Origin of the sequence: Fictibacillus sp. 5RED26, from assembly GCF_015903895.1 — a bacterium.
GTDB classification, from domain to species: Bacteria; Bacillota; Bacilli; order Bacillales; family Fictibacillaceae; genus Fictibacillus; species Fictibacillus phosphorivorans.
In genome coordinates, this window is record NZ_JACZDU010000001.1 from 38913 (window position 1) to 63050 (window position 24138).

The window sequence follows — 24138 nt, forward strand, 5'->3', positions numbered from 1 at the left end:
AATACCATATATTCACCAAAAACATTCCTGCTACAGGGATGTTTTTTTTTATGAATAAGAACATACATGACATACGTCTTACTAATAAAGTTTTGTTAGAAAGGATGTGTGAATGAAAGTGGGACTTTTAAAAAATGCTGTTCCAGTATTTCTAACGATTTGTATGATTATATTGTTCGGAGCTTTACCTATCCTGATTGTAGGAACTGAGATTCACGTTAGTGCTTATCTCATAGAAACGAAGAATCTGATTCTTAGTCTGCTGCATCCACATGAAATTACCTATTACATTACCAAACCAGAACGCCTACTATTCCCTGAAATCTTTAATCCATATCTCTATAGCCTGGCAGTTTATTTTTCAGCTTTTTTTCTTTCCATTTTGCTAGGACTACTACTGAGTTTTGTTACTATAAACTTTTTTTCTAAGTCGGCAAAAAGATTCGTATCGTTTCTTGTATTTGTTCTAGAATCTTTGCCTGACCTGTTTATCGTTGCCGTGATACAAATGGGGATTGTTTGGTTTTTTAAGAAAACCGGAATACTTGTGATGTCATTTACCTCTCTCCCTGATGAACGATCTTATTTCATTCCTATCATAGCGTTATCGATTCTACCTACCGTCCAATTCTTCAAAATGTTTATGCTTTCTTTAGAAGAAGAAATAAAAATGGACTATGTAGTTTTTGCACGAGCAAAAGGGATTCCGTTCATCGCGATTCTACCTTTCCATGTTTATCGAAACACATTGATGAGCATCTTTTATCAATCAAAATCGATATTATGGATGATGCTTTCAAACCTGTTAGTATTGGAATATATCCTAAATATGAATGGGTTTACTTCATTTCTTTTTATGTACTTGTCTCCTGAACTTTTTGTTGTAGGACTCATTATGCTACTTTTACCAACTTATTTGTTATTGCTTGTTTTTAAAATTTGTATCAAAAAACTCAATAACGAAGAGGTGGTCCTATAGTGAAAACATTTTTTGTGCGTAATTTTTATATCCTATTAGGATCTAGTTTTATAGTTGGGATTTTGCTAGCAAGCTGTATAAATGGGATTTTCTTTGATGGGGAGATTAAACAGACGCAGGCTATTTATATAGATGCTTATCCTGTAGATGCAGCTCCCTTTAAACCGTCGCAGAGTTTCTGGCTAGGAACAGATACGAACGGAAGGCACTTGTTACATGTCATCATAGAAGGAGCAAAGTATACGATCGGTTTGAGTCTATTTATTGCGGGCATTAGAATGTTTTTTTCCTTTGTGTTAGGAACGATTTATGCGTTTTACCTGCAAAAATACCAAAGGGTTCTATCCGCATTAAGTAATGCTTTTCAGTATATTCCGGTTGTGTTATTGGCTTACTTTTTATTAAGGCCGGTCTTGAACCAAGCTTTTGAAGGTTTTGAGTACTCATTTGCAACTAGAGTGTGGTATGAGATCATTTTGTTAACATTATTAGCTCTTCCAACAGTATCTTTAGTAATCGGAAACGAAAATCTCGATCATCCTAAAAAAAGAGTTTATCCAGAGTGCTAGGACGCTTGGAGCAAGTTCTTTTTTCATCCTTCGTAAGCATGTCATCGTACACGTATATCGTCGATTGCTGATCATTTTCACTCAGCAAGTTATCCAGGTCTTATTAATTTTAGCCCATCTCGGGTTGTTCGAACTTTATCTTGGTGGAACGAAAATTGATTATAGCATCATGCAAGCTGCTCCGATTACCACTACATATGAATGGTCAGGGCTAATTGGTGATTATTTTGATCTATTCATTGTATATCCGTGGATTCCACTTGTTCCAATCTGCGCTTTTACCTTAACGATTCTTTCCTTGAATCTTATTGTAAAAGGTCTAGAAAAGAATATGAATTCTGAGCCAGCCACTCAAACAAAGAGGTTAAAGCAAAAGGAAATCAAAAAGGTAGCACTTAAAGAATTTAACTTCAAAGTAGTAACACGAGATTAACAAACGTATGCAGTTTTTCTAATATATAATTACTTTCAAAATTTATGTCCTTTGATAGTTGATTGAAGTGGAAGATGCGAGACTCTTGGCTAGGGCAAGTTGCCAGGTGAGACACTTAAGAGTGAAACGAACGAATGTGGCTTACCGCTTGCCCTCGGAAAGCGAGTATCTGAAACGGAAATCAACTTCTTTCACACAAGAAAGTTTACGAAACAGCCATTCTTTTTTGAACGTTTAGTGACATGTAAAACTGTCCAGTTGACTGTATGGTTTTCTCTATTGTACATTGTATGTAATTATCAAGAGGAAGAGGTGAGGAAATTGGGAAGGTGTATCGCATTGGTGAGCTAGCAGAGGTAACAAATGTATCTAAAAGAACCATCGACTATTATTCCCAGATCGGTTTACTCCAGCCTCTTCGAACGGATTCGAATTATCGATTATATGATGAAGAGACGATTCATGTCTTAGGGTTGATTGAACATTATAAGAAACTCAACATGCCCTTACATGAGATCAAGTCTGTGATTGGACTAGTTAAATTGAAAAGTACTGAAAATGAACAGGTCGAGAAGTACGTGGACCAGATTACTGAGCTCATGAAACACCTAGAGGCAGAGATTAAGGAGATCAAGCCGATCATGGAGAGCTTAAACGATAAGCAAAGAGAGCTGCTCTTAAATAAAGTCTCTCCTCAAGGCATGACTTTAGCGCATTCATTACTTTTACTTTTCGGGTAAATAATAGTTGAGAGATATCTTTTGGATTAATGAACTAAAAGAAAATAAAACTATTTATACAACCTGGGAGGTGTATTCCTTGTGGTTAAAGTAGCCATAAGGAGAACATTTGGAGATTATTAACTTAATTATGGTAGCTATTTTAATTGCGTTGACTGCTTTTTTCGTAGCTACCGAATTCGCGATTGTAAAGATTCGTACAACAAGACTGGATCAACTCGTTGCAGAAGGAAATACGAAAGCGGTAGCTGCTAGAAAGGTTGTCGGAAACCTCGACGAGTACCTTTCAGCCTGTCAGCTTGGTATAACCATTACAGCATTAGGATTAGGGTGGTTAGGAGAGCCGACGGTAGAGCACTTGTTGCATCCTCTTTTTGTAGAGTTTGATCTGTCTGAGTCTGTTTCAAGTATCTTATCGTTTATTATCGCCTTTGCTTTAATTACATTCTTACACGTAGTTATTGGAGAGCTTGCACCAAAAACACTCGCTATTCAAAAGGCGGAAGCCGTTACGTTAAGAATTGCAAAGCCAATCATGTTTTTCTATAAAATCATGTATCCGTTTATTAAAACATTGAACGGATCTGCGCGTATCTTTACAGGATGGTTTGGTTTGAAGCCTGCATCTGAACATGAACTAGCTCACTCGGAGGAAGAGTTGAGACTCATTCTTTCTGAGAGCTATAAAAGCGGTGAAATCAACCAGTCAGAGTTTAAATATGTAAATAATATCTTCCAATTCGACGACCGTACCGCTAAAGAAATAATGGTACCTCGCGTTGATATGGTAACACTGGATAAATCAGAAACAGTTAGAGAAAGCATTGCTGTTGTAACAGAAGAGAACTATACTCGATATCCGATCATAGATGGAGATAAAGACAGTGTTATCGGTATGGTAAACATGAAGCAAGTATTAACAGACTTCGTTAACGGCAAGAATCCAGATGCTTCACTCGAAGAGTATGTAAGACCTGTTATTCAGGTTTTTGAAACGATGCCTATTCATGATCTATTATTAAAAATGCAGAAAGAACGTGTTCATATGGCGATCTTGATCGATGAATATGGTGGTACTTCAGGACTTGTTACGGTTGAAGATATTCTTGAAGAAATCGTAGGCGAAATTCGAGATGAATTTGATGAGGATGAAGTGCCTGATATCAAAAAGGTTGATGAAAACAGAACAATTCTTGACGGTAAAGTATTGATTTCAGAAGTGAACGATCTTTTTGGTCTAAACATTAACGATGAAGATGTTGATACGATTGGTGGATGGATTCTTTCTGAAAAGATGGAGATCAAAATGGGCGATGAGGTTTCAGTGGAAAACTATCGTTTCAAGATTTTAGAAATCGATGGGTATCATGTTAAGTCACTTGAAGTATTAAATGTGAAGAACGAAGAATTTATTAACTAATCAAAGAAGACGTGCAAGCTCTGCACGTCTTTTTTATAAAAAAGCAGTAGTTGTTCTTAGCAATTTAGATATAGAAACAAAGGAGTTAGTTATGGAGAATTGGTTAATCAATATTATGAACGAATTTGGATACTGGGGGATTCTGCTGTTAATCGCATTAGAAAACGTATTTCCTCCGATTCCATCTGAAATCATCCTAACCTTTGGAGGGTTCATGACGAACTCTTCAGATTTAAATATAGTAGGAGTCATCTTAGCAGCAACAGTGGGTTCTGTTCTAGGAGCGGTGATTCTATATGGTGTAGGATTGCAACTAGATGTTGAACGAATGGAGAAGATTATTGATAGGTGGGGGCATATCCTTCGATTAACGAAAAAGGATATTCATAAGGCAGATGCATGGTTTGATAAATATGGCCCATGGACGGTATTCTTTTGCCGATTCATTCCTTTGATAAGAAGTCTAATCTCCATTCCAGCGGGCATGTCTAATATGAATTTCGGTTTATTCCTTGTTCTTACAACATTCGGAACATTGATCTGGAACATTGCTCTCGTTAATTTGGGTGCGTATTTTGGAGCGTCATGGGAAGTAATTGTAGGGTATATGGACGTTTACTCCAAAATCATCTATGCTGTTTTGGCGTTACTCTTTGTATCTGTTATCATTCTTTATGTACGCAAACGCAGACAAAATAGCTAATTTTACTCTTTTAAAAACATAATTGGACGTTTTGAAGAATCTCCTAGTGATAGGGGATTCTTTTTTTGGAGGTGAAAAAGATGTGGAGTAGGCTGGTTTCAAAGATTCTATACACTTCGAGGGTTAGAGGTCTCCCGTTCAAAGAAACCAAAGTGGTCTTTACAGACAAAAACAATAAGTATATACAGGAACGAGAAGCTCTGCATCAAAAAATTATAGATACGCTCATTAAACGATCAAAAATGGATAATTTTCAACCTCCGATCGCCGTGTTAGTTGGGGGAGGGAGTGCTTCTGGTAAGACATCTTTGTGTGAAAGTATCGTGAAACAAAACATCAAAAAGAAGAGAAGACATTTGATCACAATTGATCCGGACGAAATAAAAAAATTAATACCTGAGTATCAATCCTTTCAAAAAAAATTCCCTAGTTCAGCCGCTGCACTTGTTCATAAAGAATCGGTTGATGTATCAGAAAAGTTAGTCCAACACATAGTAGAAACAAAAAGGTCGTTCCTGCTAGAAGGAACGATGGCGAAAACAGGAAAATATGTATCTCTTGTGAACAGCTTACAAAAAAGAAGATATGAAGTAGTCGTATATATCGTAGATGTTCCTGTTAATGTTGCAATCGAAAGAGAAGCAATTAGAGCTAAAAAAACGGGGCGATCTGTACCTCGGCATGTTATTGAACATACACATCGGCGTATTCCAAGAACGTTTTTAGCTATTAAAGAGGATGTGTCATTTTTTGAGGGGTATGACAATCAAAATGGATTAAAGCTCTTTATCTCTAACCATTTTACAGATGAAAATAGATATAATGAATTTTTGAGAAAAGAGTACGATTAGAGCTGAATGAAGGAATCGAGACAGCGTTCGTATTCGTCAATCCATATCCGTTTGGATTGATAGAAGATAGAGAATGCCCAGTAAAGTGCTGTTTCATGGAAATGAAGATCTGAGAATGAATGAGTTATCAAATACTTTTTTATGAAGGAATAGGCTTGTTTCTCTTTCATTGTACTTATTATCATAAGGTTTTTACCGATTTCTGATATAAAAGCTTCTTGATCGTGATTTTTGAATTCTGAACTGTTCATCCACTTTTTTGGTGGGGGCTTGATAATCATCGGACTCGATAAACAATGTAGAGCTCTATTGTTATGAAACGAAAGTTGTTCTTTAAATGGAGATGCTTTTATTTCACCTGTACTGTTAAAATGTCCACTCCAAACAGGACCATATACAAAGTCGTAACCATGCTTAATTCCTTTACGAGATGTTTTTACAAAGTCTTTCCAAGCATCCTTATTTAATTGCCATTTCACCTCGTGTGGCAAAGGAAAAATCCTGCCCTGTAATCTTCGCAGGGCATGTAAATCCACTGAGAATGCTAAATAAGCTGGAATTTTTGTATCTGGGTGGTTTAGATAATCTGACTCAGTGAGGTTTAATAAATTTAGTATATGGGGTGAAAGCTGCTTGTTCTTCGCTCTAAAATAAGACCAGGATTTAGCCTGTTCTCTACTGAAAGTTACGTAAAAGCCTTGGCCAAAATCAGTTCTCAATCTTTGTGCTTCTATCCAGATACCGTTTTGTTGGATAAGCTTAGCAGCAAATAATGTAGTACCATGATAGACTGTACGATATCGATCGTTTGAAAGCAAAGTGATCGCCCCCCCTTATACATGTAATATGTAAAATGGAAAAGAAGGTTACAGATGGAGATTTTAATAGTACATATTTGGCAAACACACTCCTTTGGGGTGTTTTTTGTTAATATTTACAATTTTGTGAATGTGTAAGAAAATGCATTTCATTATCTGTTAAAATATGTATAATAAAATTAGAACGGCCGTTCAAATTAAAGGAAGGAAATAAATCATTGAGCAAAAGAAGATACAACAGTGAATCAGCAAAACTAGAAATCATGGAAAAAGCCTTTTTACTTTTTTCACAAAAAGGGTACACACAAACATCAGTTTCCGATATCTCAAAAGCTTCTGGATATAGCAAAGGACACATTTATTATCATTTTGAGAATAAAGAAAAGTTGTTTGTATTATTAGCTCAACGAACGATGAAGGAATGGTATTTGAAGTGGATGAATAAAGAACCTGAATTTACTTGTGCATCCGATAAGCTTTATGGAATGGCTATGCATGTTCTTTATAATTACCAAACTCCTCTCTTAAAAGGGGGACAGGAACTTGCTTCCAATCCTGAATCTAGTCCAGAATCCATTAAGCAGCTGTATGAATTAGCGGTCATTCCCATGGGTGCCTATCGTGCCATACTCGTTCAAGGGATAGAAGAAGGCGAATTTAAGAAAGGCAACGTGGAAGAATGGACGGTGTTGATCGGCACATGGCTTGGTGGACTTTGTCAGCTTACAAATACTCAAGAACTTCACAGCTTAGAGCCGCTTTTTAAGAATGCTGTACGTATATTTTTAGAGTCCATTCAAAAATAGGGAGGAAATGGTATGAGAATCGGATTAATCGGTGACAGTCTGACAGAAGGAAGACCTGGTGTTTCTTTTTTAAAACTCTTACAGAATCAATATCCACACATGACGTTTGTGAACCTCGGCAAACCAGGGGAGTCTGTTAAAAGCTTGCATAGCCGTCTAACAAAAAAGAAATTAGAAACCTTTGATCTTGCTTTCCTTTGGATCGGTGTTAATGATGTCTATTCAAAATTACTAAGTGTTCAAGCCCAGCCTGTTGCAAAAGATCATGAAGAGTTTAAAGCGTATTATCAAAAAGTTTTATTGTGTGTCTTGTCTTCCTCAAAAGTTGTAATTACGGTTACCCCAGCAATAGTTGGTGAGGACCTGAATAATGTCTCGAATCAAGAGATTAAACAATTATGTACCCTCATCACATCCATCGCTCACAAGCATAGAAATGTTTCCACACTTAACCTACAGACTGTTTTTGAACAACACCTCTCTTCCATAAAGAGTTCTGACTATATCAGTACAAAAGTATTAACCGTTATGAAAGATGTTCTTTTTTATAAAAAACCATCAAGAATTGATCAGTTGTCAAAGAACCGTGGGTTGCATCTCACATTAGATGGCATTCATTTGAACAGTAAAGGCGCTCAAATTGTTGCAGATGAATATGCAGCGATTATCGATCAACATCGATCTACCAATAAGAACGCTATACTTTAAGGATTATAGACTATTTAATACAAGAGGTGGTTGATTTGATGGAAAAACGGAGAGTTGCGATTGTAACGGGTGGAGCTTCAGGTATCGGTTACGCCCTTTGTGAGAAGCTCGTCTCACAAAACGTGTTTGTGGTCATCACAGATATCAATCATGAATTAGGCAGACAAATTGAAGGAAAGTTAAACAAAGAGACAATAAATGCTAGATATCTACACTTAGACGTAACCGATGCAGAAAGTGTAGAGAATGTTGTCAAAGAAGTATATCAGGAGTTCGGAAGATTAGATTATCTTTTTAACAATGCTGGCATCGCGATGTACGGTGAATTGTATGATACGACCTTGGATGACTGGAAAACAATAATGAATGTTAACCTTTGGGGAGTCATCCATGGAACTAACGCAGGATATCGAGTAATGAAACAACAAGGATTTGGTCATATCGTTAACACAGCTTCAGCTGCAGGCCTAGGTCCATCTCCCGTATCTGCAGCTTACGGAACTACGAAACACGCAGTAGTTGGATTAACAACTTCCCTTCATTATGAGGCAGAAGAATTCGGTATTAAAGTGAGCGCACTTTGCCCAACGTTTGTGGACACACCAATCTTCGAGAAAGCAAAAGCAATTCAGATAGATAAAGATGTGATTATGAAGCAATTTCAAAAACAAAAGATGATGTCTCCAGAAAAACTAGCAAAATTAACAATAGACGGCATACATAAAAATAAGGTTATTATATGCCCCATGCCGATGCGAAGAACGTTGGACATTTTTTTCACGTTATTCCCTGTAGCACATAGAGGATTGATGAGGTTGGTCTGTAGAGTAAGCCGAAAAGCTAGGCTAGTTTAAAGAGTTAAGATGAACTGCTAATGTTCTAGGGCAGTTCATTTTTTATTTAATCGTACATACTTCGTTATAATAAAAGTAATCTAAGTTTTGGAGGAGTAATCGTGAAAACCATTTTGATCGTGGAGGATGAACCAAAGCTATTGGAAGTTGTTTCTTCTTATTTGAAGAAGGAAGGGCACAATACGCTAGAAGCTCTTACTGCTAAGGAAGCTATTAATTATCTAATCAATTACTCTATAGATTTCGTAATTCTTGACCTTATGTTGCCAGATATGAGTGGGGAAGCACTCTGTCAGAGAATTAGGCAAACACATACGTTACCGATATTAATGCTGACTGCAAAGGTGAGTGAGGAAGATCGCATCAACGGATTAGCCATCGGCGCTGATGATTATATGGTGAAACCTTTTAGTCCGCGCGAACTTGTTCAACGAGTTAAAACGATTTTACGCCGATCAGGAGATGAGGGCTTGTTGGCTGAGCATATTACCTATAACGAAGGAGAACTTAAAGTCGATGCTCGTAAACAAGAAGTATACATACACGGAAACCTTGTCAACCTTACACCAATTGAGCTTAAGCTACTGCTGACATTTGGCAGGCACCCAAATCGTGTTTTTTCAAGAGATGAATTAGTGGAGAAGATTTTAGGATTCGATTATGAAGGTGACACCAGGACTATCGATCAACACGTAAAAAACTTAAGGTCTAAACTAGAGACTGATCCTAAGAACCCACGCTATATCGTTACAGTGTTTGGGGTAGGATATAAGTTTACTGGAGGCAGCCATGTTTAAAGGTCTGCATGCAAGGCTGACACTCATTTTTATTTTGGCTGCGTCATCCATTCTCATCATTGCAGGTCTTATCATCATGTATGAAGTTCATTATCACTTTACGATGTTTCAAAAAGATGTACCTGAATTTCAAAGTATAGAGCCTTTAACACATCACTTTGAAAAGGCTTTGTTAAGTTCTGTTCTTTGGACGTCGATTGGCGCTATTCTATTAGTCGGCATTATTAGTTATTTCGTCGCGAAGAATTTATCGAGACCCATGGTAGAGATGAGGAAAGCTGCAGAAAAGATGGCGAAAGGCGAACTTCAAGTCAGAGTAAAGGTGCTTGGGAATCATGAACTAAATGACTTGGGAACATCTCTTAATCAACTTGCTGCAAAACTACAATTACAGGAAACTTTTCGTAAGAATATGACTTCAGATATTGCACATGAACTTAGAACACCTTTAGCAACGATAAAAAGTCATCTTGAGGCTTTCGAAGATGGTGTTTTCGAACCAACCACAGCTAGAATTCAGTCACTTAAAACTGAAATTGAACAGTTAATCTCTTTAGTGCAAGATCTTGAGTATTTAACAGCTATGGAATCACCTGAGTTCTCACTTAATAAAAAGTCTGAACAACTAAACGACATCATTATAAAAAGTATAGATGCTTTTTCTGGAGCGTTTGTTCAAAAGGACATTACATTAAGAAAGGAACTGGATAAGGACGTTGTACTAAATTTAGATGCAAAACGTATTACCCAAGTGTTCATGAATCTGTTCAGCAATGCTCTAAGGTATACACCTAGAGGAGGGGAAGTGTTGGTTAACACCTATGTTGATGATGAATCAGTTATTATTTCAATACGTGATACAGGAATCGGCATTTCTGAAGAAGAGATTAAACACGTGTTTGAACGCTTTTATCGTGGAGAAAAATCAAGAAACAGGGAACATGGAGGCAGCGGGATCGGTTTGACGATTGTAAAAAGAATTGTTGAAGCTCACGAAGGACAGATTTGGGTAAATGGGGAGTACAAGCAAGGTACTGAGATGAGTATAAAGTTTTTCAGATAAGGAAGCCGGCGTTATTTGGGACGCCGGCTTTTTTTGATATTCATGTGTGCTTTTGTCGAAAAGCCTATAAACTTATTTGAAGGACTATAAAAAGAGATTTCGGGCCTAAAAATGTAGATTAAGGGTCCATAAAAGATTTCTAAGGCCTATAAATCCAAATTGACGGCCCATAAAAATTATTTGTCCTTAGATAACTCGCTTTCTGTTACCCATTTGTGGTTCTTAATGCGTTCTCCACCTGTTGTAGGCGTATAGTCGACCATATAGACGGTCGTTTGTTCAGCAGAATCAATTGTAGCTTTTGCGCCTTTCATACCTTTCATATGGTCTGCTTCAAGAGTAACTTCTGTTCCTTGAGTTAGCGGTTTATCACCTGCATCCTTGATCTCTTCGTGTATGACCCACTTATGATTCTTTACTTTTTTTCCACCTGTTGTAGGTGTGTAACTTACGGTATATACGGTTGTATCATATGCACCTGTGATTGTAGCTTCTGCGCCGTCCATGCCTTTCATATGATCCGCATTCATAACCGCTTTACTTCCAACTTTATATGTTGGGTTTTCTGCCTTTTTTAGTTCTTCAGGAACTTCGCCTGTGCCTGAATGATTCATTTCTCCGTGATCTGCATGGTCTTGACTTTCTTCATTCTTTTTTGTTGGCTCATCTTGTCCACATGCTGAAAGAACGAGTGAGAATGAGAGCAACATCGTAATAAATAGTTTATTTTTTACCATTAATAAAACCTCCTCTATGGGCTAGTGTTAGTATTCTTCTTCATAAGAACTTTATGAACATATGACTAGCATAAAAGACACTTATGTAGAAGTTGTGAAGAGATTGTTAATTCAAAGAGAAAAAAACTGCTGAATTCAGTAAGAACTCAAGCAGTTTCTTTTTCAAAAATTTAAACAAACGTTTAATTATATTTATAGAAATGACATCAACAAACCACCAAGTGCACCAGTTACAACGATTACCCATGGAGGCAGTTTCCAATATACCAACATGCTGAACAATACAGCTGCAAACGCAAAGTCGATTGGTTTTATAATCGTACTTGTCCATATAGGCTGATAGAAGGCGGAGATTAAAATTCCAACCACAGCAGCGTTTACTCCCATTAAAGCACCTTTGATTTTAGCGTTCTGCCTAAGCATGTTCCAAAAGGGGAGCGTACCTAGAATTAAAAGAAAAGCAGGTAAAAAGATTGCAACCGTAGCAAGTAATCCACCTTGCCATCCATTCATCACTGCTCCAATATAGGCTGCAAACGTAAAAAGAGGTCCTGGTACGGCTTGTGCTACTCCATAACCAGCCAAAAAAGCTTCTTCACTGATCCAACCAGATGGTACGAATTCTCGCTCAAGTAACGGAAGAACCACATGGCCGCCTCCGAATACAAGTGATCCAGAACGATAGAAGCTGTCAAAAATAGCGATCCAACTGTTAGAAGTCGCATCTCTTAAGAGCGGCAACAGAAGAAGTAACGCAAAGAATAAACTCAAACAGATAACAGCAAACTTTTTTGAGATAGGAAATTCATATTTTGTTTCATCGTTATTTGTCTGATCTTTATATAATAAAAACCCTAATATGCCCGCAAGCAGGATTACGCCTACTTGAGAGAACGCAGTCTGCCACAATAGCGTTCCGATTAAAGCTAGCAATGCGATGGTTTTTCTTTTTAGGTCAGGCGTTAATTTTTCAGCCATCCCTAGAATGGCGTGTGCCACAACTGCAACGGCTACGAGCTTTAATCCGTGAATCCAGCTTAGATCAGAAACATTTAATCCCTGCAAGATAAGTGCGAAAACGATGAGCGCAATAACGGAAGGGAGAGTAAAGCCGATAAAGGATACAATTCCTCCTAATACGCCACCTCGCATAACACCGATTCCGATTCCTACTTGGCTACTAGCAGGACCAGGGAGGAACTGACAGAGAGCCACAAGGTCTGCGTAACTTTTTTCATCCATCCATTTGCGCTTTCTTACATATTCTTCATGAAAATAGCCTAGGTGCGCAATTGGACCACCAAAAGAAGTGAGACCAAGCCTTGTTGATACGATAAGTATTTCTATTAATATTTTTAGTCGGCTTTTATTTTGTGTCATTTATGATCACCTCTTACTCTTTTATTTCTTTAAAAAGTTCATAAGCTTTTGTTCTTGCTTCAGTTAAGACAATCTGTCCTTTTTCAGTTGCGGTGTAGTACTTTCTAATTTTTCCTTCAACGTTCTTGTTTTCCTTTGTCAAAAGTCCGTCTGCTTCCATGGAGTGAAGAATCGGATATAGTGTACCTGTGCTAATGTTATAGCCGTGTTCTCTGAGTTCTTCTAGCATCCATACGCCATAAATTGGGTGTTCAAGCGCATGATGCAGAATGTGTATTTGTATGAAACCAAGAAAAAGTTTTCGTAAAGTTTTCTCTTCCATATAATCACCGCCTATATTCGCATCTCAATATCGATTACCTATATCGGTTTTCGAAATAAAAATAACATGAGTTACTTTTCTTTTCAACCTAATCACTATAAGATTTACATACTCTTTATATTTCTACTGTAGAAGAAGATTTAATTTGATTGTTTCTCTTAATAACAAGCCGATTGGAGAGGAAGTCATGGATACCAACTGATAAGTATCTCGTCAATGATCGATGAGAAAGCTCACATATGAAGTATTGCCTTGTACATTTAGGAGTAAGTAAAATCTCTTGAATGTCTATCATTCATGGTGCACACCGCACGCAACGCGAAAAGCGAACATCCTGAAACAGAAAACAACTACACCTAAGAACAACCATCAATGCGAAAAAATTCTTCAAAATCTTTCAACACTTGTCTCTGTTATTATTTTCACAGTTTAGCCATTTACTGGTTTTTTAGTGATAAAATCATAGAAGGTATGATAATAAAACTATTTTTCTTGATATGGAGTGAAGAAGATGAAGTCAACATTAACGGTTGCCCATTATCTAAAAGAAAATGCAGAGCTTCTAGCTAATAAAATCGTTGATGATATTATTGGGCAGTTTGGTTTCCAAGTAAGCGATACTGACATTAGTCAGGCCAGAAAAGTTTATTCCGAATTCCTATCCTTTTTAAGTGAATCTATCGATTGTGAAGAAGGTTCTGTCCCTGAAGAACTGTTGGAGTGGAGTCGAGAAAATGGAGAGAAAACAGCAGCAAAGCATCATCGAATCTCTGATATATTAATCCGTTATCCTGACACTCGAATGGTGTTTGCGGATTTTATTTTAAATATAAGCATTGATTTCGGACTTTCTACGGAAGATGTCGTATTAATCATTAAGCGTGTTCATCATATGCTGGACGTAAGCATTAATGAAACGGTTCTTGCCTTTGAACGAAAGTCAGAGGAGATTTTAGAGAAAACAAAGAGAGAGCTTCGTGAGCTTTCTACACCTGTCGTGCCTATAGAGAATGGACTGGCTGTTTTGCCATTGATTGGCACCATCGACGCTGATCGAACAGAGCATCTTATGAATCATGTGCTGCCTAAAATCCCTGAACTTCAAGTTGAACGGTTGATCATGGATTTTTCAGGAATCGTCGACATTGATACTGAAGTGGCATCTCATATTTTTAATGTATACCGTGTTTTGGCATTACTTGGTATTAACGTAATGGTGACTGGTTTGCGTCCTGAGCTAGCGATTAGTGCGGTTTCTGAAGGTATTGATTTTTCATCCATAAAAACATTTGCGAATGTAAAACAAGCGATAGAAAGTAACAAACAAAAAAACTAGCATGCGTGCTAGTTTTTTCGTTAGTCTTTATACTTCTGACTTCCTGCATGAACGATTTGAACTTTCACTTTGACTGAATCCAAAGAGTCGTTCTGCAAAGCATACTTTTTAACTAAAGACGGTGACTTTCGATAAGTAGAACGGGTTAAATTATAAATGTCACTGTCTATGGAAAGTCCATTTAAATAAGTCTGCTTAATATCCTTCTTCATTTTTTGGATGATTTTCTTTTCAAGTTCTTTACGAGGAACAATATCTAAATTTTCATCAATTGTTGCTTTTGCTTTAACTTCTATTGTGTACTTGAGCTCTCTTCGAACAGGCTCTTTTAGATGTATTTTATATCCATTTACTTCCAGTTGTACAACGGTATCCCCTAATGGTACTTCAAGCTTGTTCTTTTTTTCTTCTTTAGTTAACCATTCTTGTCCACGAAGCTGTTCATAATCTAACTTGCCTTTAAACTTCATATCCTTAAGCACATACCCACCATTTAAAGTAGGTAGTACAGGCTTATCATTATCTTCAAGCCACTTTCCTTTGACTAACTTTACATTTGGGATTATGGTTGAGCCAAATGGTTCGTTGCCATTTCGTAACAGCACCTGCATGGATAATGCGTTAACAGAGTGGTTTCTTATCAACATCGTATCTGGATGAAACAAAACTTTATATGTGGGTGCTTGTTTAAATAAAGATTTCGCTTTCAATACGTCGCTAATATCTTCAGACGTACCAAAAATCCAAGCTGTAAATCGAATTAAAGGGTCGTGGCCGATGTGAGAAATGACTTCACTCAGCTTTTCCTTAATGACCCTGTCGCTAAACAGAATCACTTGCACGTGTCCGTAATATAGTGGGAACTGAGAAGATTTCTCTAACTTCCTGAAAGCCATTGTAAGGGTATCTCCTTCTTCTTTGCCGACTAAAACAGGAGAGTCAGCTGCCTGAGCGCCACCGCCTTCTTGTTTAGCGATTGATGAGAAGACAGCGGATTCGGTATAAACGATATATTTACCATCTTTATAATCCACACCTAAGGCTTCAATATAGAGCTGCTCATTAATGCCCCTGGAGCCCCAGCAACCTGTTAACGTAAGTAGCAAGAAAAACAACGGGAACATGATCTTTGGCTTAATTCTCATTGCGATCACCTTGCCGAGTAGCGTCTTTTGGATACATGTACGAAGATCGTTTTTTCATGAGAGTGAAAGGAGCCTTGAAAAATGTTTTAAACGTATCAGCCACATTTGGTGTAGCTAAGGATTCAATATATGGATAATCAAAGGAACGAAGGGAACTGACTAGCAAGAATATACTAAGCATAGCGATGAAAAATCCAAACAGTCCAAACGTAGCACACATGAGAAGGGTATATATCCGTAAGAAAAGCAGATTTCCACTCAATGATTGGTTAACGAACGTATAACTGGCAATCATCGTTATAGCTACAACAACAAGTGTTGTAGGAGAGGTTAACCCTGCTCGGATTGCCGCATCCCCAACGATTAATCCTCCTAATACCGCTACGGTCTGACCAACAGCCCTAGGAAGTCTAGCTCCTGCTTCTTTAAACAATTCAAACAAAACGACCATAATCATCATTTCAAGTGGCAACGATAACGGTAATCCTGTTCGAGAGAGTGTTAAGGTTGCAAGAAGGGGATAAGGAAGCTGATCTGGATGAAATGTTGTCAATGCAATCCAGAGGCCTGGTAATGTAATGGTTGTGAAAAGTCCTGTAAATCGAAGGACTCGTTCAAATGATACCATGTAAAAACTGGCATGAGCGTCTTCTGGAGATTTTAACGTAATCGCAAGAGAAGCGGGACCAATGAGAACTGTAGGTGAACCGTCTACTATAATGACAAATCTTCCTTGAAGTAATGATTGGACCGCAAAATCAGGACGCCCTGTATTATCAATCAGGGGAAAAATGGAAAAGACGGAATCTGATAATTCTTCTTCTAGTTCACTGCTTGATACGAGTGCATCGATATCGATTTTGGAAAGACGCTGTTCGGCCCGTACCACGAGATCGGAATCGATAATGTCTTCGATAAAAAGTAAGGAAACAGCCGTTTGGCTTCTTCTACCTATCGTAAAAGACTTGCTGTTGAGTGAAGATGTTTTTAGACGTTTTCGAATTAACGCGAAATTGATTTCCAAATCTTCAATAAAACCGTCTCGTGCACCACGTATAGAGATCTCCGTATTCGATTCTTCCGGTGTTCGCTTTGGCATATTTGCAAGATTAATGGCATATAGAGAATTGTTCTTTGAACCGGTTAAGAGTACTTGTCCTGAAAATAAGCTATGCTCAATCTTTCTTTTGTTTGTAGAATCAATATTGATTTCATGAACCACAAACCGATTTTTTAAAGAGTTAAACATTGCAACATCATCCTGCTCAACGATGTCATTTAAATACGGAAGCAAGCTTTCTTCTAGTAATTGGGTATCAACTAGCCCTTTACAGAACATTAAGGTATATGAAGAATTTGTTTTTTCTGCAAATAAATCGTTTTTTACCACTACGTCTGTAGAATGCCTAAACCAGCTAAGAAGTTCGTGAATTTTAGTATTTTCTTTACGGTTTATATTCTTCATCACAGATTCCTCATTTCTTAACTAGAACATAAAGACAGACAATCGATATAATGGGCAGCATCACATACATCTGTATCGGAAAGAAGTAATGATACAAAAAGTTAAAAACAGAAATGTTTGATATAGGAGCAAGGGTATAAGCAGTCGCAAGAATATATAGGGAAGCAACTAGCCATATCCTGTGTTTTTTTACATTAATCAATTTTGTAACCAAGAACATCAATAGACTCACTCTAATAAAAGCACCAGAAATCCATTGGAAGATGGAAAGGAAGTCCATCCTTGTGATCACTTTGCTAATGGTTAGAAGCTTCCATTGTTCAAAAGCAGGGTATCTTAATTTATTAGCTTCATAAGGGCCAAACTCTGCAATAGCTGCCATTGTTGGTCCTAACATAAGTCCTACTAAAACAAAACTCACAAAAATGATGTGTTTCCACTTAAGCGTTTTATGTGTGTGATGGACAAGGAATAAAAGCGTACTTAACTCTGTTAACCCGGATAAAACATACACGCCACCTTTAAACACAGGAGACCAGCCATTTTCTGCAATGGGCAGTAGCATAGAATAGTCTTTATGCGGAATATTTCCAATCGCAATAAAAAAGCCGAATGTTACAACTAACGGTAACGCAATCAAAGCTACCATGCTTAATTCTTGAAGTCCTTTATAAGTCCCGAAAAAGCAGAGCAATCCTAACAAAATACAAAGAGCAAGAGGAGGGCTATCCATTAAATAATTTGTTTTTGTCCATGTAATGGTATCCCGGAAAGTAATCGTTGCATTTAAGAAAAAGTAAAGGATAAATACACTGCTGAGTAGATAAACAGGGACTGTACCAAGTCGTTCTTTTATAAAATGTATAAAATCTTGATTTCCTAATTTTTTTAAAGCAGAACCAATAAGTAAAATAAATAGGATGTAAGGAATAATTGAAAGAAGAATACTTACCCAAGCATCTCTTCCTGAAGCTGATAAGATGACGGGTATAATCAGAACATGATTTACGAGGCCGGATGAAAGAATTAAAAGAACATAAATATGAATGGGAGCTACACCAGGTTGAATTCTCATACTCTCCTCCGGTTAATTGAATATGAATTAGTATTGTTTTAATTTGAAGGCATTATTCTATCGGTAAATACAATTCTTAAGTTAATCACATTTTTTCGTGAGTTTTGGGTGGGATTTCGCAAATTTTTAACTTAATTCCGTGAGTTATTAATGGACCAGTTACGCCCTGTTGATTACCTCAATCCATAACACACAGCTTACTTTAGGCAAACGGAAAAACTCAAACAAAAGATTAACCTTTTGTTTGAGCCATTACTTCGTTTTATCTAAGATGTAGCGTATGTAACCTTCACGATGTCCGTTTTGATCAATTATTTTTCGTACATAATAGGGATCTTTCAATAAGCCGTTCTGTTTATCTAGTTCAATCCACTTCTTGGTCTCAGGGATATCGTTTAATTCTTGGAACCATTCTTCGCTTTCTAATTCTGCCCATAATACTTGAATATCAGGGTCTTTCACCCTTAAAATATGCTTTTGAAAGATTTCTATAAAAAAACCTGCAGTAAGTAAACAAAGCAATAAGAATAGCAGCATATCATTTTAACCTCCAGTCTTATTACCATACACCAAAACGAGCGTATAAAAAAACAGCACGTTTTTTAACGTGCTGCCTTAAGAAGCATCAAACAAAAGACTGCGTACTATTTTTGATCGTTATGTTTTTCGATGATCTCTTTTAATTCAGACCAATTCGTCAAACGAGGCATGTCTAAATCTTTGTTGTAATTCTGATGTCTAACATAAAGCTGAACAGGTTCTTCCGTTAGCGTATTTAAGACATTAGGCTTATCATCAAAGTAAAAGTCCAGCTTCAAATCTTTGATCGTATGGATTTTCTCCTCATCTTTCATTCCACAGAAAAAGCGTCCTTCTTGCACAGGGAATCCAGCATTCTCGACCCATTTCTTTGTTTCTTCGCAATGATTGGCAGGTCTCGCTGTAATGTAGAAGATTTCATGGCCCTCTTTATGAAGTTCTTGCAACACTTCAATGGCATCAGGATAAGCAGGACAATCTGTAAAATAAATCTCTTCCATAGAATCAATCCACATCTGATTGCCTTCCTTTTTGGAAAGACCAAACGGTTCGTGAATCTCCAGAGTTTCAATCGTGTCAAAAACATCGATCGGAACATCTTTCTTTAATTTTTTATTGTAGATATGAAAAGCATGTTGTCGTAGGTTAATCAGTGTATCATCAATGTCAAAACCAAATCTCATTATATATACCTCTTATTCGTATTTAGGATAACTTGTAAATTTATAGTCAGGTCCAATAGGGTTAACCGTAAGATCGTGCAGCTGGATGGCATCAGACATCTTTTCGATCCCAGTCCCACCAAAAAATGAAGGTGAATCCTGTCCGCCGATCAGCTTAGGTGCGATGTAGAAAACCGCTTTATCAACAAGCTTGTTTTCTAGAAAAGCTGCGTTAATCGTACCTCCACCTTCGATTAAAAGGGAAGAGATCAAATTACTGCCTAACGTTTTTAATACTTCATGCGGATCAACGCGTGTTTCACCAGCAATGAACACCTTAACACCGTGAGCTTCGAGTTGCTGCTTTTTTTGCTTGTTGTGATTTTCTGTTGTAAATACCCAGGTTTCAGCTAGCTTGTCTGTCACCACTTTTGAATGTAACGGAATCTTAAGTGTCGAGTCCATAATCACTCGTAGCGGATTTCGACCATTCGGAATTCTAGTCGTTAGCTCAGGGTCATCATGAATGACCGTATTAACACCAACAAGTATAGCTCGATTTTCATTTCTCATTTTATGCACATCTTCACGCGATTCTGGTGATGTAATCCATTTGCTGTTGTTCGCATGGCTTGCAATCTTTCCATCAAGCGTGATGCCTGACTTTAAAGTTACAAAAGGAACCTTCTGGACAATGAACTTGTTGAACACTTCATTCATTCTTTTTGATTCTTCTTGAAGCACTCCAGTCTCTATTTCAATTCCAGCTTCTTTTAAAATCTGCACGCCTTTTCCAGAGACAAGAGGGTTCGGATCTAATGCGGCGATAACCACTTTTTTAATTCCTGCTTCTACAATCGCTATAGCACACGGTCCCGTTCTCCCATGGTGAGAGCAGGGTTCTAGTGTAACATAAATCGTACCACCTTTCGCCTTATCTCCAGCCATACGAATGGCATGGATTTCTGCATGTGGTTCTCCTGCCTTTAGATGTGTACCTACTCCGACGATTTCATTGTGGTTTACGATCACAGACCCTACTAACGGATTAGGGTCTGTTTGACCTTTCATTGCTTTAGCATTATTTAAGGCGAGCTGCATGTAGAATTCATGACTACTCATTTGTAAATACTCCTTCATCTAGATGCCCAGATCGATTGATCTTGGTTTGCAAATACTTCTCATTGTATTCAGATACATCACCCCAGATGGGTGCTCGTGCTGTAACAGAAAGACCCGCCTGATGGAGTGCTTCTAATTTTTTCGGATTGTTTGTAATAAGTGTAACAGGCTTTGAACGAAGTGCTTTCAGTACTTCTATAGCATCTTCATAATTCCTAGAATCATCTACAAATCCAAGGCTTTCATTAGCCTCAACTGTATCTTGTCCATTTTCCTGAAGCAGATAAGCCATTGCTTTACTAAATAGACCGATACCACGGCCTTCATGGTTTGCTAAATAAAAGAGTGCACCTGTACCATGTTCTACGATCATTTTCATCGACTGCTTGAGCTGATAACCGCAGTCACATCGCTTGCTGCCGAATATATCACCAGTATGGCAAATCGAGTGCATACGAATAAGAGCTTCCTCATTGTATGCAAAGTCACCATAAACCAAAACGCTGGACTGCTGATATTCTGCTAAGTTGGCAGAGGAAAGCTTATCAATCACTTCTTCAAAGTTTTCAGTCTGCTCACAGCCTTCTAACCAGCAGTACCAATTGAAAACAACGGTTTCTCCATATAGGTTAACAGGAAGTTTGATAGGTCCTACCAAATAGATAGCACCTTCGTCTTTTTTTATGAGTTGTATTTTATCTTCAAGGATAGAGAGAACTTTTTCTTTTAAGTTTTTACTTTGTAACATACTTATACCCCTTTTATAGTTCATACGTATTTTGTCGGTTACTTAGGTGAATATGTTTATTTTATACCAGATAAATCAATTGAAAGTAGTCTTTTGCTCTCAATGGAAAAAAAAAGCATCGAACTCATCAGAAGATGGTTCAATCCTTATGTTTAAGTAGGGTTAAGAGAAAATGCCGACCTATATATGACAGACATAGATTTCTTCTTATATTATATGGAATAATTCAATGATAGCGTGTATGTTAGACTATTCTGCTTGAAAATTTTGGTATTGTTTTAAAAGTCAGAGAGATTAAGCGAACAGAAAACTCAAGATTCTCTAGAAATATTTAGTAAGAATGATAGTGAGTACTCCTAAAAGGGCAATGCCATAATTGAAGATCAAATGATTATTATCGTTTTTCTCCACTTCGGAATGGAAGAGCTGATCAAAGGCTTTATGACGATATTTTGTTTCGTTAATCATCAAGTGCTCAGCGTCCTTTCAACGTTTTAATGGCAGTTCTACCTAAAAGTATACGCCTTCATCAATAATAATTCAAAATATTCAAATTATTTAAGGCGGCAATAAAGGTACACCATGAAGTGTACCCTCTTGAAGATTTTTGTTTATGTTTATTAAGAAGACGTTTTTTAATGTGCTGTCATTTTCACCTCTGTTTTATCATGTATGGCAAGTTTCTTTATCAGTGATTGACTAGATGCATTGAGTCCAGTGATTTGAACTTCTGTTCCATTCTGGCGATATTTTAAGATAACTTTATCGATAGCACCTACTGCAGAATCATCCCAAACATGAGATTGCGACAAGTCGATTGTAACAAGCTCTACATCTTCTGAAAAGTCAAACTGTGAAACAAAATCTGTTACAGATGCAAAGAATAACTGTCCTTTTACGATATATAATTTATTATTGTTATCAACCTTAGAGGAAATCTCAACTTTTGAAATTTTAGCGGCAAAGAACAGTGCACTTAAGATAACACCGGCTAGAACTCCTTTTGAAAGATCATGAGTAAGCACCACTGTAACGACGGTCACGATCATAACAGCAGCATCAGTTCTAGGCATTTTATGAAGCTTTGTTAAAGAAGACCAATCAAAAGTGCCGATGGATACCATGATCATAACTCCAACTAACGCGGCCATTGGAATCATCGATAGCAGGTCGTTGAGCAGGATGATTAGTATCATTAAGAATGCTCCAGCAACAAATGTAGAAAGTCTTCCTCTGCCACCAGATTTAACGTTGATAACCGATTGACCAATCATTGCACAGCCGGCCATCCCTCCAAAGAATCCTGTAACAATATTCGCGATTCCTTGTCCTTTTGCTTCTCTATTTTTATCGCTATCCGTATCTGTCATATCATCTACGATCTGAGCAGTAAGTAGAGACTCTAAAAGTCCAACCAGAGCTAAAGCAAATGAGTATGGAAAAATGATCTGTAATGTTTCAAATGTTAATGGGATATCAGGTATTAAAAACATTGGAAGAGCTTGAGTTAATTCACCCATATCGCCTACCGTTCGTACCGTTGAACCTGACATAACAGCTATGATGGTGATCACGATAATGGCGATCAGAGGAGAAGGCACAGCTTTTGTGACTCTCGGGAAAAGATAAATAATAGCTAAAGCTCCTGCAACCATAGCGTACATTACCCATGACTCTCCAACAAAATGAGGAAGCTGGGCACTAAATATTAGAATGGCGAGTGCATTAACAAATCCGACCATCACTGAACGAGGGATGAACTTCATATATTTCCCGAGCTTTAATACTCCGATCAGTATTTGGATTACACCTGTCAGCACGGTTGCTGCTAAAAGGTATTGCAGTCCGTGTTCTGCAACAAGGGTGACCATGACAAGAGCCATAGCTCCGGTTGCGGCTGAAATCATTCCAGGTCTTCCGCCTAGAAAGGCAATTACAACGGCAATACAAAATGAGGCGTATAAACCTACCATAGGGTCTACACCTGCAATGATGGAGAAAGCGATCGCCTCTGGAATAAGAGCCAATCCGACTACAAGGCCGGCAAGAACATCTCCGCGAATGTTCCCAAACCACTCCTGTTTTATTTTATTAAGATCCAACAGAAACACACCTCTTTCTTTATGATGAAAACTGTTTTTTGACTTTCAACTCTCATGAAAGTCGGGGTCCGATGTCAACGCGTTTGATTATAACATGTATAGTAAAAATGAAGTAACAGAATGTAAGCGTATAAATAAGTTTTATTCTTTCATTTTTATTGAATTTCTTGTTTTTTTGGAGCATTAGTAGAAAAATACAATTATATGATTTGCATAAGGGGAAGGGATGAGGATATGGAGAAGATAACAGAAGGTTATGATTACGCCGATTACTATAAGGCGTATGTAAGCTTAGTACCTGAAGGGGATATCGTTCAAGTACTAACGAATCAAATGCAAGAAACAGTTGGAATCGTAAGCATGTTAAATGATGAACAACTTTCCTACCGCTATGCAACAGGGAAGTGGAGCATTAAAGAAGTGATCGGCCATATTACAGATACGGAGAGAATCATGAGTTATCGTTTACTTTCCATCGCACGAGGAGAAAAAAACTCACTTCCTGGATATGATGAAAATGCTTATGTACAGGAAGCCGGCTTCGATGAAATCGAGGTGAGAGATTTGCTAGAAAATTTTGTTGCAGTGCGTTTGGCTACCATACAACTTATTCAAAGTTTGAACAAGAAGGCTTTAGAAAGGAAAGGAACGGCAAATGGGCATCCTGTTACCACTCGTGCTCTAATGATGATCATAGCCGGTCATGAGATACACCATCGTCATATTATTGTAGAGCGATACTTAACCAAAAATTAAACACATG

General features: G+C 37.6%; 26 protein-coding genes. 14 read left to right on the forward strand and 12 right to left on the reverse strand.

Going from position 1 to position 24138, the window contains the following annotated elements; translation table 11 throughout:
• Window positions 1-112 precede the first annotated feature (112 nt).
• The 7 genes from IHV10_RS00270 to IHV10_RS00300 all read left to right on the forward strand — a co-directional run bounded on the left by IHV10_RS00270 (window position 113) and on the right by IHV10_RS00300 (window position 5695).
• Complete coding sequence (locus IHV10_RS00270) at window positions 113-979, forward strand: ABC transporter permease subunit (RefSeq protein ID WP_197126802.1); 867 nt, start codon at window positions 113-115, stop codon at window positions 977-979.
• Window positions 979-1548 (forward strand): hypothetical protein, encoded by a 570-nt coding sequence (locus IHV10_RS00275; RefSeq protein ID WP_197126803.1) that lies wholly within the window; start codon window positions 979-981, stop codon window positions 1546-1548. Before IHV10_RS00270 ends, IHV10_RS00275 begins: the two co-directional genes overlap by 1 nt.
• Before the next feature lie 64 nt (window positions 1549-1612).
• Window positions 1613-1981 carry a hypothetical protein gene (locus IHV10_RS00280; RefSeq protein ID WP_197126804.1) on the forward strand — a complete coding sequence of 123 codons (369 nt, stop codon included), beginning with the start codon at window positions 1613-1615 and terminating at the stop codon, window positions 1979-1981.
• 329 nt (window positions 1982-2310) lie between these two features.
• The gene (locus IHV10_RS00285; protein ID WP_197126805.1) at window positions 2311-2721 is read left to right on the forward strand and encodes a MerR family transcriptional regulator; all 411 of its coding nucleotides are present in this window, start codon (window positions 2311-2313) and stop codon (window positions 2719-2721) included.
• Window positions 2722-2830: 109 nt separating this feature from the next.
• Complete coding sequence (locus tag IHV10_RS00290; RefSeq protein ID WP_197126806.1) at window positions 2831-4141, forward strand: hemolysin family protein; 1311 nt, start codon at window positions 2831-2833, stop codon at window positions 4139-4141.
• Between the two features lie 91 nt (window positions 4142-4232).
• Window positions 4233-4844, forward strand: coding sequence for a DedA family protein (locus IHV10_RS00295; RefSeq protein ID WP_197126807.1), 612 nt, complete (start codon window positions 4233-4235; stop codon window positions 4842-4844).
• An 80-nt stretch (window positions 4845-4924) separates the two neighbouring features.
• Window positions 4925-5695, forward strand: coding sequence for a zeta toxin family protein (locus IHV10_RS00300; RefSeq protein WP_197126808.1), 771 nt, complete (start codon window positions 4925-4927; stop codon window positions 5693-5695).
• Here IHV10_RS00300 and IHV10_RS00305 read toward each other — a convergent pair.
• Window positions 5692-6513, reverse strand: a complete 822-nt coding sequence (locus IHV10_RS00305) for a DUF3990 domain-containing protein (protein WP_197126809.1) — start codon at window positions 6511-6513, stop codon at window positions 5692-5694. The genes IHV10_RS00300 and IHV10_RS00305 overlap by 4 nt on opposite strands.
• A gap of 218 nt (window positions 6514-6731) precedes the next feature.
• Between IHV10_RS00305 and IHV10_RS00310 the strand changes: the two genes are divergently transcribed.
• From IHV10_RS00310 to IHV10_RS00330, 5 genes are all read left to right on the forward strand, one after another.
• Complete coding sequence (locus IHV10_RS00310) at window positions 6732-7319, forward strand: TetR/AcrR family transcriptional regulator (RefSeq protein WP_197126810.1); 588 nt, start codon at window positions 6732-6734, stop codon at window positions 7317-7319.
• A gap of 12 nt (window positions 7320-7331) precedes the next feature.
• Window positions 7332-8027, forward strand: a complete 696-nt coding sequence (locus tag IHV10_RS00315; protein WP_197126811.1) for an SGNH/GDSL hydrolase family protein — start codon at window positions 7332-7334, stop codon at window positions 8025-8027.
• Window positions 8028-8065: 38 nt separating this feature from the next.
• Complete coding sequence (locus IHV10_RS00320; RefSeq protein ID WP_197126812.1) at window positions 8066-8881, forward strand: SDR family NAD(P)-dependent oxidoreductase; 816 nt, start codon at window positions 8066-8068, stop codon at window positions 8879-8881.
• 101 nt (window positions 8882-8982) lie between these two features.
• Window positions 8983-9678 (forward strand): response regulator transcription factor, encoded by a 696-nt coding sequence (locus tag IHV10_RS00325; protein WP_197126813.1) that lies wholly within the window; start codon window positions 8983-8985, stop codon window positions 9676-9678.
• Window positions 9671-10741, forward strand: coding sequence for a sensor histidine kinase (locus tag IHV10_RS00330; protein WP_197126814.1), 1071 nt, complete (start codon window positions 9671-9673; stop codon window positions 10739-10741). Before IHV10_RS00325 ends, IHV10_RS00330 begins: the two co-directional genes overlap by 8 nt.
• A gap of 176 nt (window positions 10742-10917) precedes the next feature.
• Here the strand turns inward: IHV10_RS00330 and IHV10_RS00335 are convergent, their stop codons facing one another.
• The 3 genes from IHV10_RS00335 to IHV10_RS00345 form a co-directional block, all read right to left on the reverse strand.
• Window positions 10918-11478: a YdhK family protein gene (locus IHV10_RS00335; RefSeq protein ID WP_197126815.1), complete on the reverse strand. Its 561-nt coding sequence runs from the start codon at window positions 11476-11478 to the stop codon at window positions 10918-10920.
• A gap of 192 nt (window positions 11479-11670) precedes the next feature.
• Window positions 11671-12858: a chromate transporter gene (locus IHV10_RS00340; protein ID WP_197126816.1), complete on the reverse strand. Its 1188-nt coding sequence runs from the start codon at window positions 12856-12858 to the stop codon at window positions 11671-11673.
• Between the two features lie 13 nt (window positions 12859-12871).
• A complete protein-coding gene (locus IHV10_RS00345) occupies window positions 12872-13180 on the reverse strand; it encodes a PadR family transcriptional regulator (protein WP_197126817.1) in 309 nt (102 codons plus the stop codon).
• Window positions 13181-13691: 511 nt separating this feature from the next.
• Here IHV10_RS00345 and IHV10_RS00350 point away from each other — a divergent pair.
• Window positions 13692-14516, forward strand: a complete 825-nt coding sequence (locus IHV10_RS00350; protein WP_197126818.1) for an STAS domain-containing protein — start codon at window positions 13692-13694, stop codon at window positions 14514-14516.
• Between the two features lie 20 nt (window positions 14517-14536).
• Here the strand turns inward: IHV10_RS00350 and IHV10_RS00355 are convergent, their stop codons facing one another.
• The 8 genes from IHV10_RS00355 to IHV10_RS00390 form a co-directional block, all read right to left on the reverse strand.
• Window positions 14537-15661 carry a Ger(x)C family spore germination protein gene (locus IHV10_RS00355; protein WP_197126819.1) on the reverse strand — a complete coding sequence of 375 codons (1125 nt, stop codon included), beginning with the start codon at window positions 15659-15661 and terminating at the stop codon, window positions 14537-14539.
• Window positions 15651-17126: a spore germination protein gene (locus IHV10_RS00360; protein ID WP_197126820.1), complete on the reverse strand. Its 1476-nt coding sequence runs from the start codon at window positions 17124-17126 to the stop codon at window positions 15651-15653. Before IHV10_RS00360 ends, IHV10_RS00355 begins: the two co-directional genes overlap by 11 nt.
• A gap of 10 nt (window positions 17127-17136) precedes the next feature.
• Window positions 17137-18201 carry a GerAB/ArcD/ProY family transporter gene (locus IHV10_RS00365; RefSeq protein WP_197126821.1) on the reverse strand — a complete coding sequence of 355 codons (1065 nt, stop codon included), beginning with the start codon at window positions 18199-18201 and terminating at the stop codon, window positions 17137-17139.
• A gap of 252 nt (window positions 18202-18453) precedes the next feature.
• Entirely contained in the window at window positions 18454-18738 is a 285-nt protein-coding gene (locus tag IHV10_RS00370; RefSeq protein ID WP_066391287.1) for a hypothetical protein, read from the reverse strand.
• Between the two features lie 107 nt (window positions 18739-18845).
• Window positions 18846-19424 carry a 5' nucleotidase, NT5C type gene (locus IHV10_RS00375; RefSeq protein WP_197126822.1) on the reverse strand — a complete coding sequence of 193 codons (579 nt, stop codon included), beginning with the start codon at window positions 19422-19424 and terminating at the stop codon, window positions 18846-18848.
• 12 nt (window positions 19425-19436) lie between these two features.
• Entirely contained in the window at window positions 19437-20525 is a 1089-nt protein-coding gene (gene ribD / locus IHV10_RS00380) for a bifunctional diaminohydroxyphosphoribosylaminopyrimidine deaminase/5-amino-6-(5-phosphoribosylamino)uracil reductase RibD (RefSeq protein ID WP_197126823.1), read from the reverse strand.
• The gene (locus IHV10_RS00385; RefSeq protein WP_191754694.1) at window positions 20518-21273 is read right to left on the reverse strand and encodes a GTP cyclohydrolase II; all 756 of its coding nucleotides are present in this window, start codon (window positions 21271-21273) and stop codon (window positions 20518-20520) included. Before IHV10_RS00385 ends, ribD begins: the two co-directional genes overlap by 8 nt.
• Window positions 21274-21908: 635 nt before the next feature.
• Window positions 21909-23375, reverse strand: a complete 1467-nt coding sequence (locus tag IHV10_RS00390) for a SulP family inorganic anion transporter (RefSeq protein ID WP_197126824.1) — start codon at window positions 23373-23375, stop codon at window positions 21909-21911.
• Window positions 23376-23609: 234 nt separating this feature from the next.
• Here IHV10_RS00390 and IHV10_RS00395 point away from each other — a divergent pair, with 234 nt between their 5' ends.
• Window positions 23610-24131 (forward strand): DinB family protein, encoded by a 522-nt coding sequence (locus tag IHV10_RS00395; RefSeq protein ID WP_197126825.1) that lies wholly within the window; start codon window positions 23610-23612, stop codon window positions 24129-24131.
• Window positions 24132-24138 lie beyond the last annotated feature (7 nt).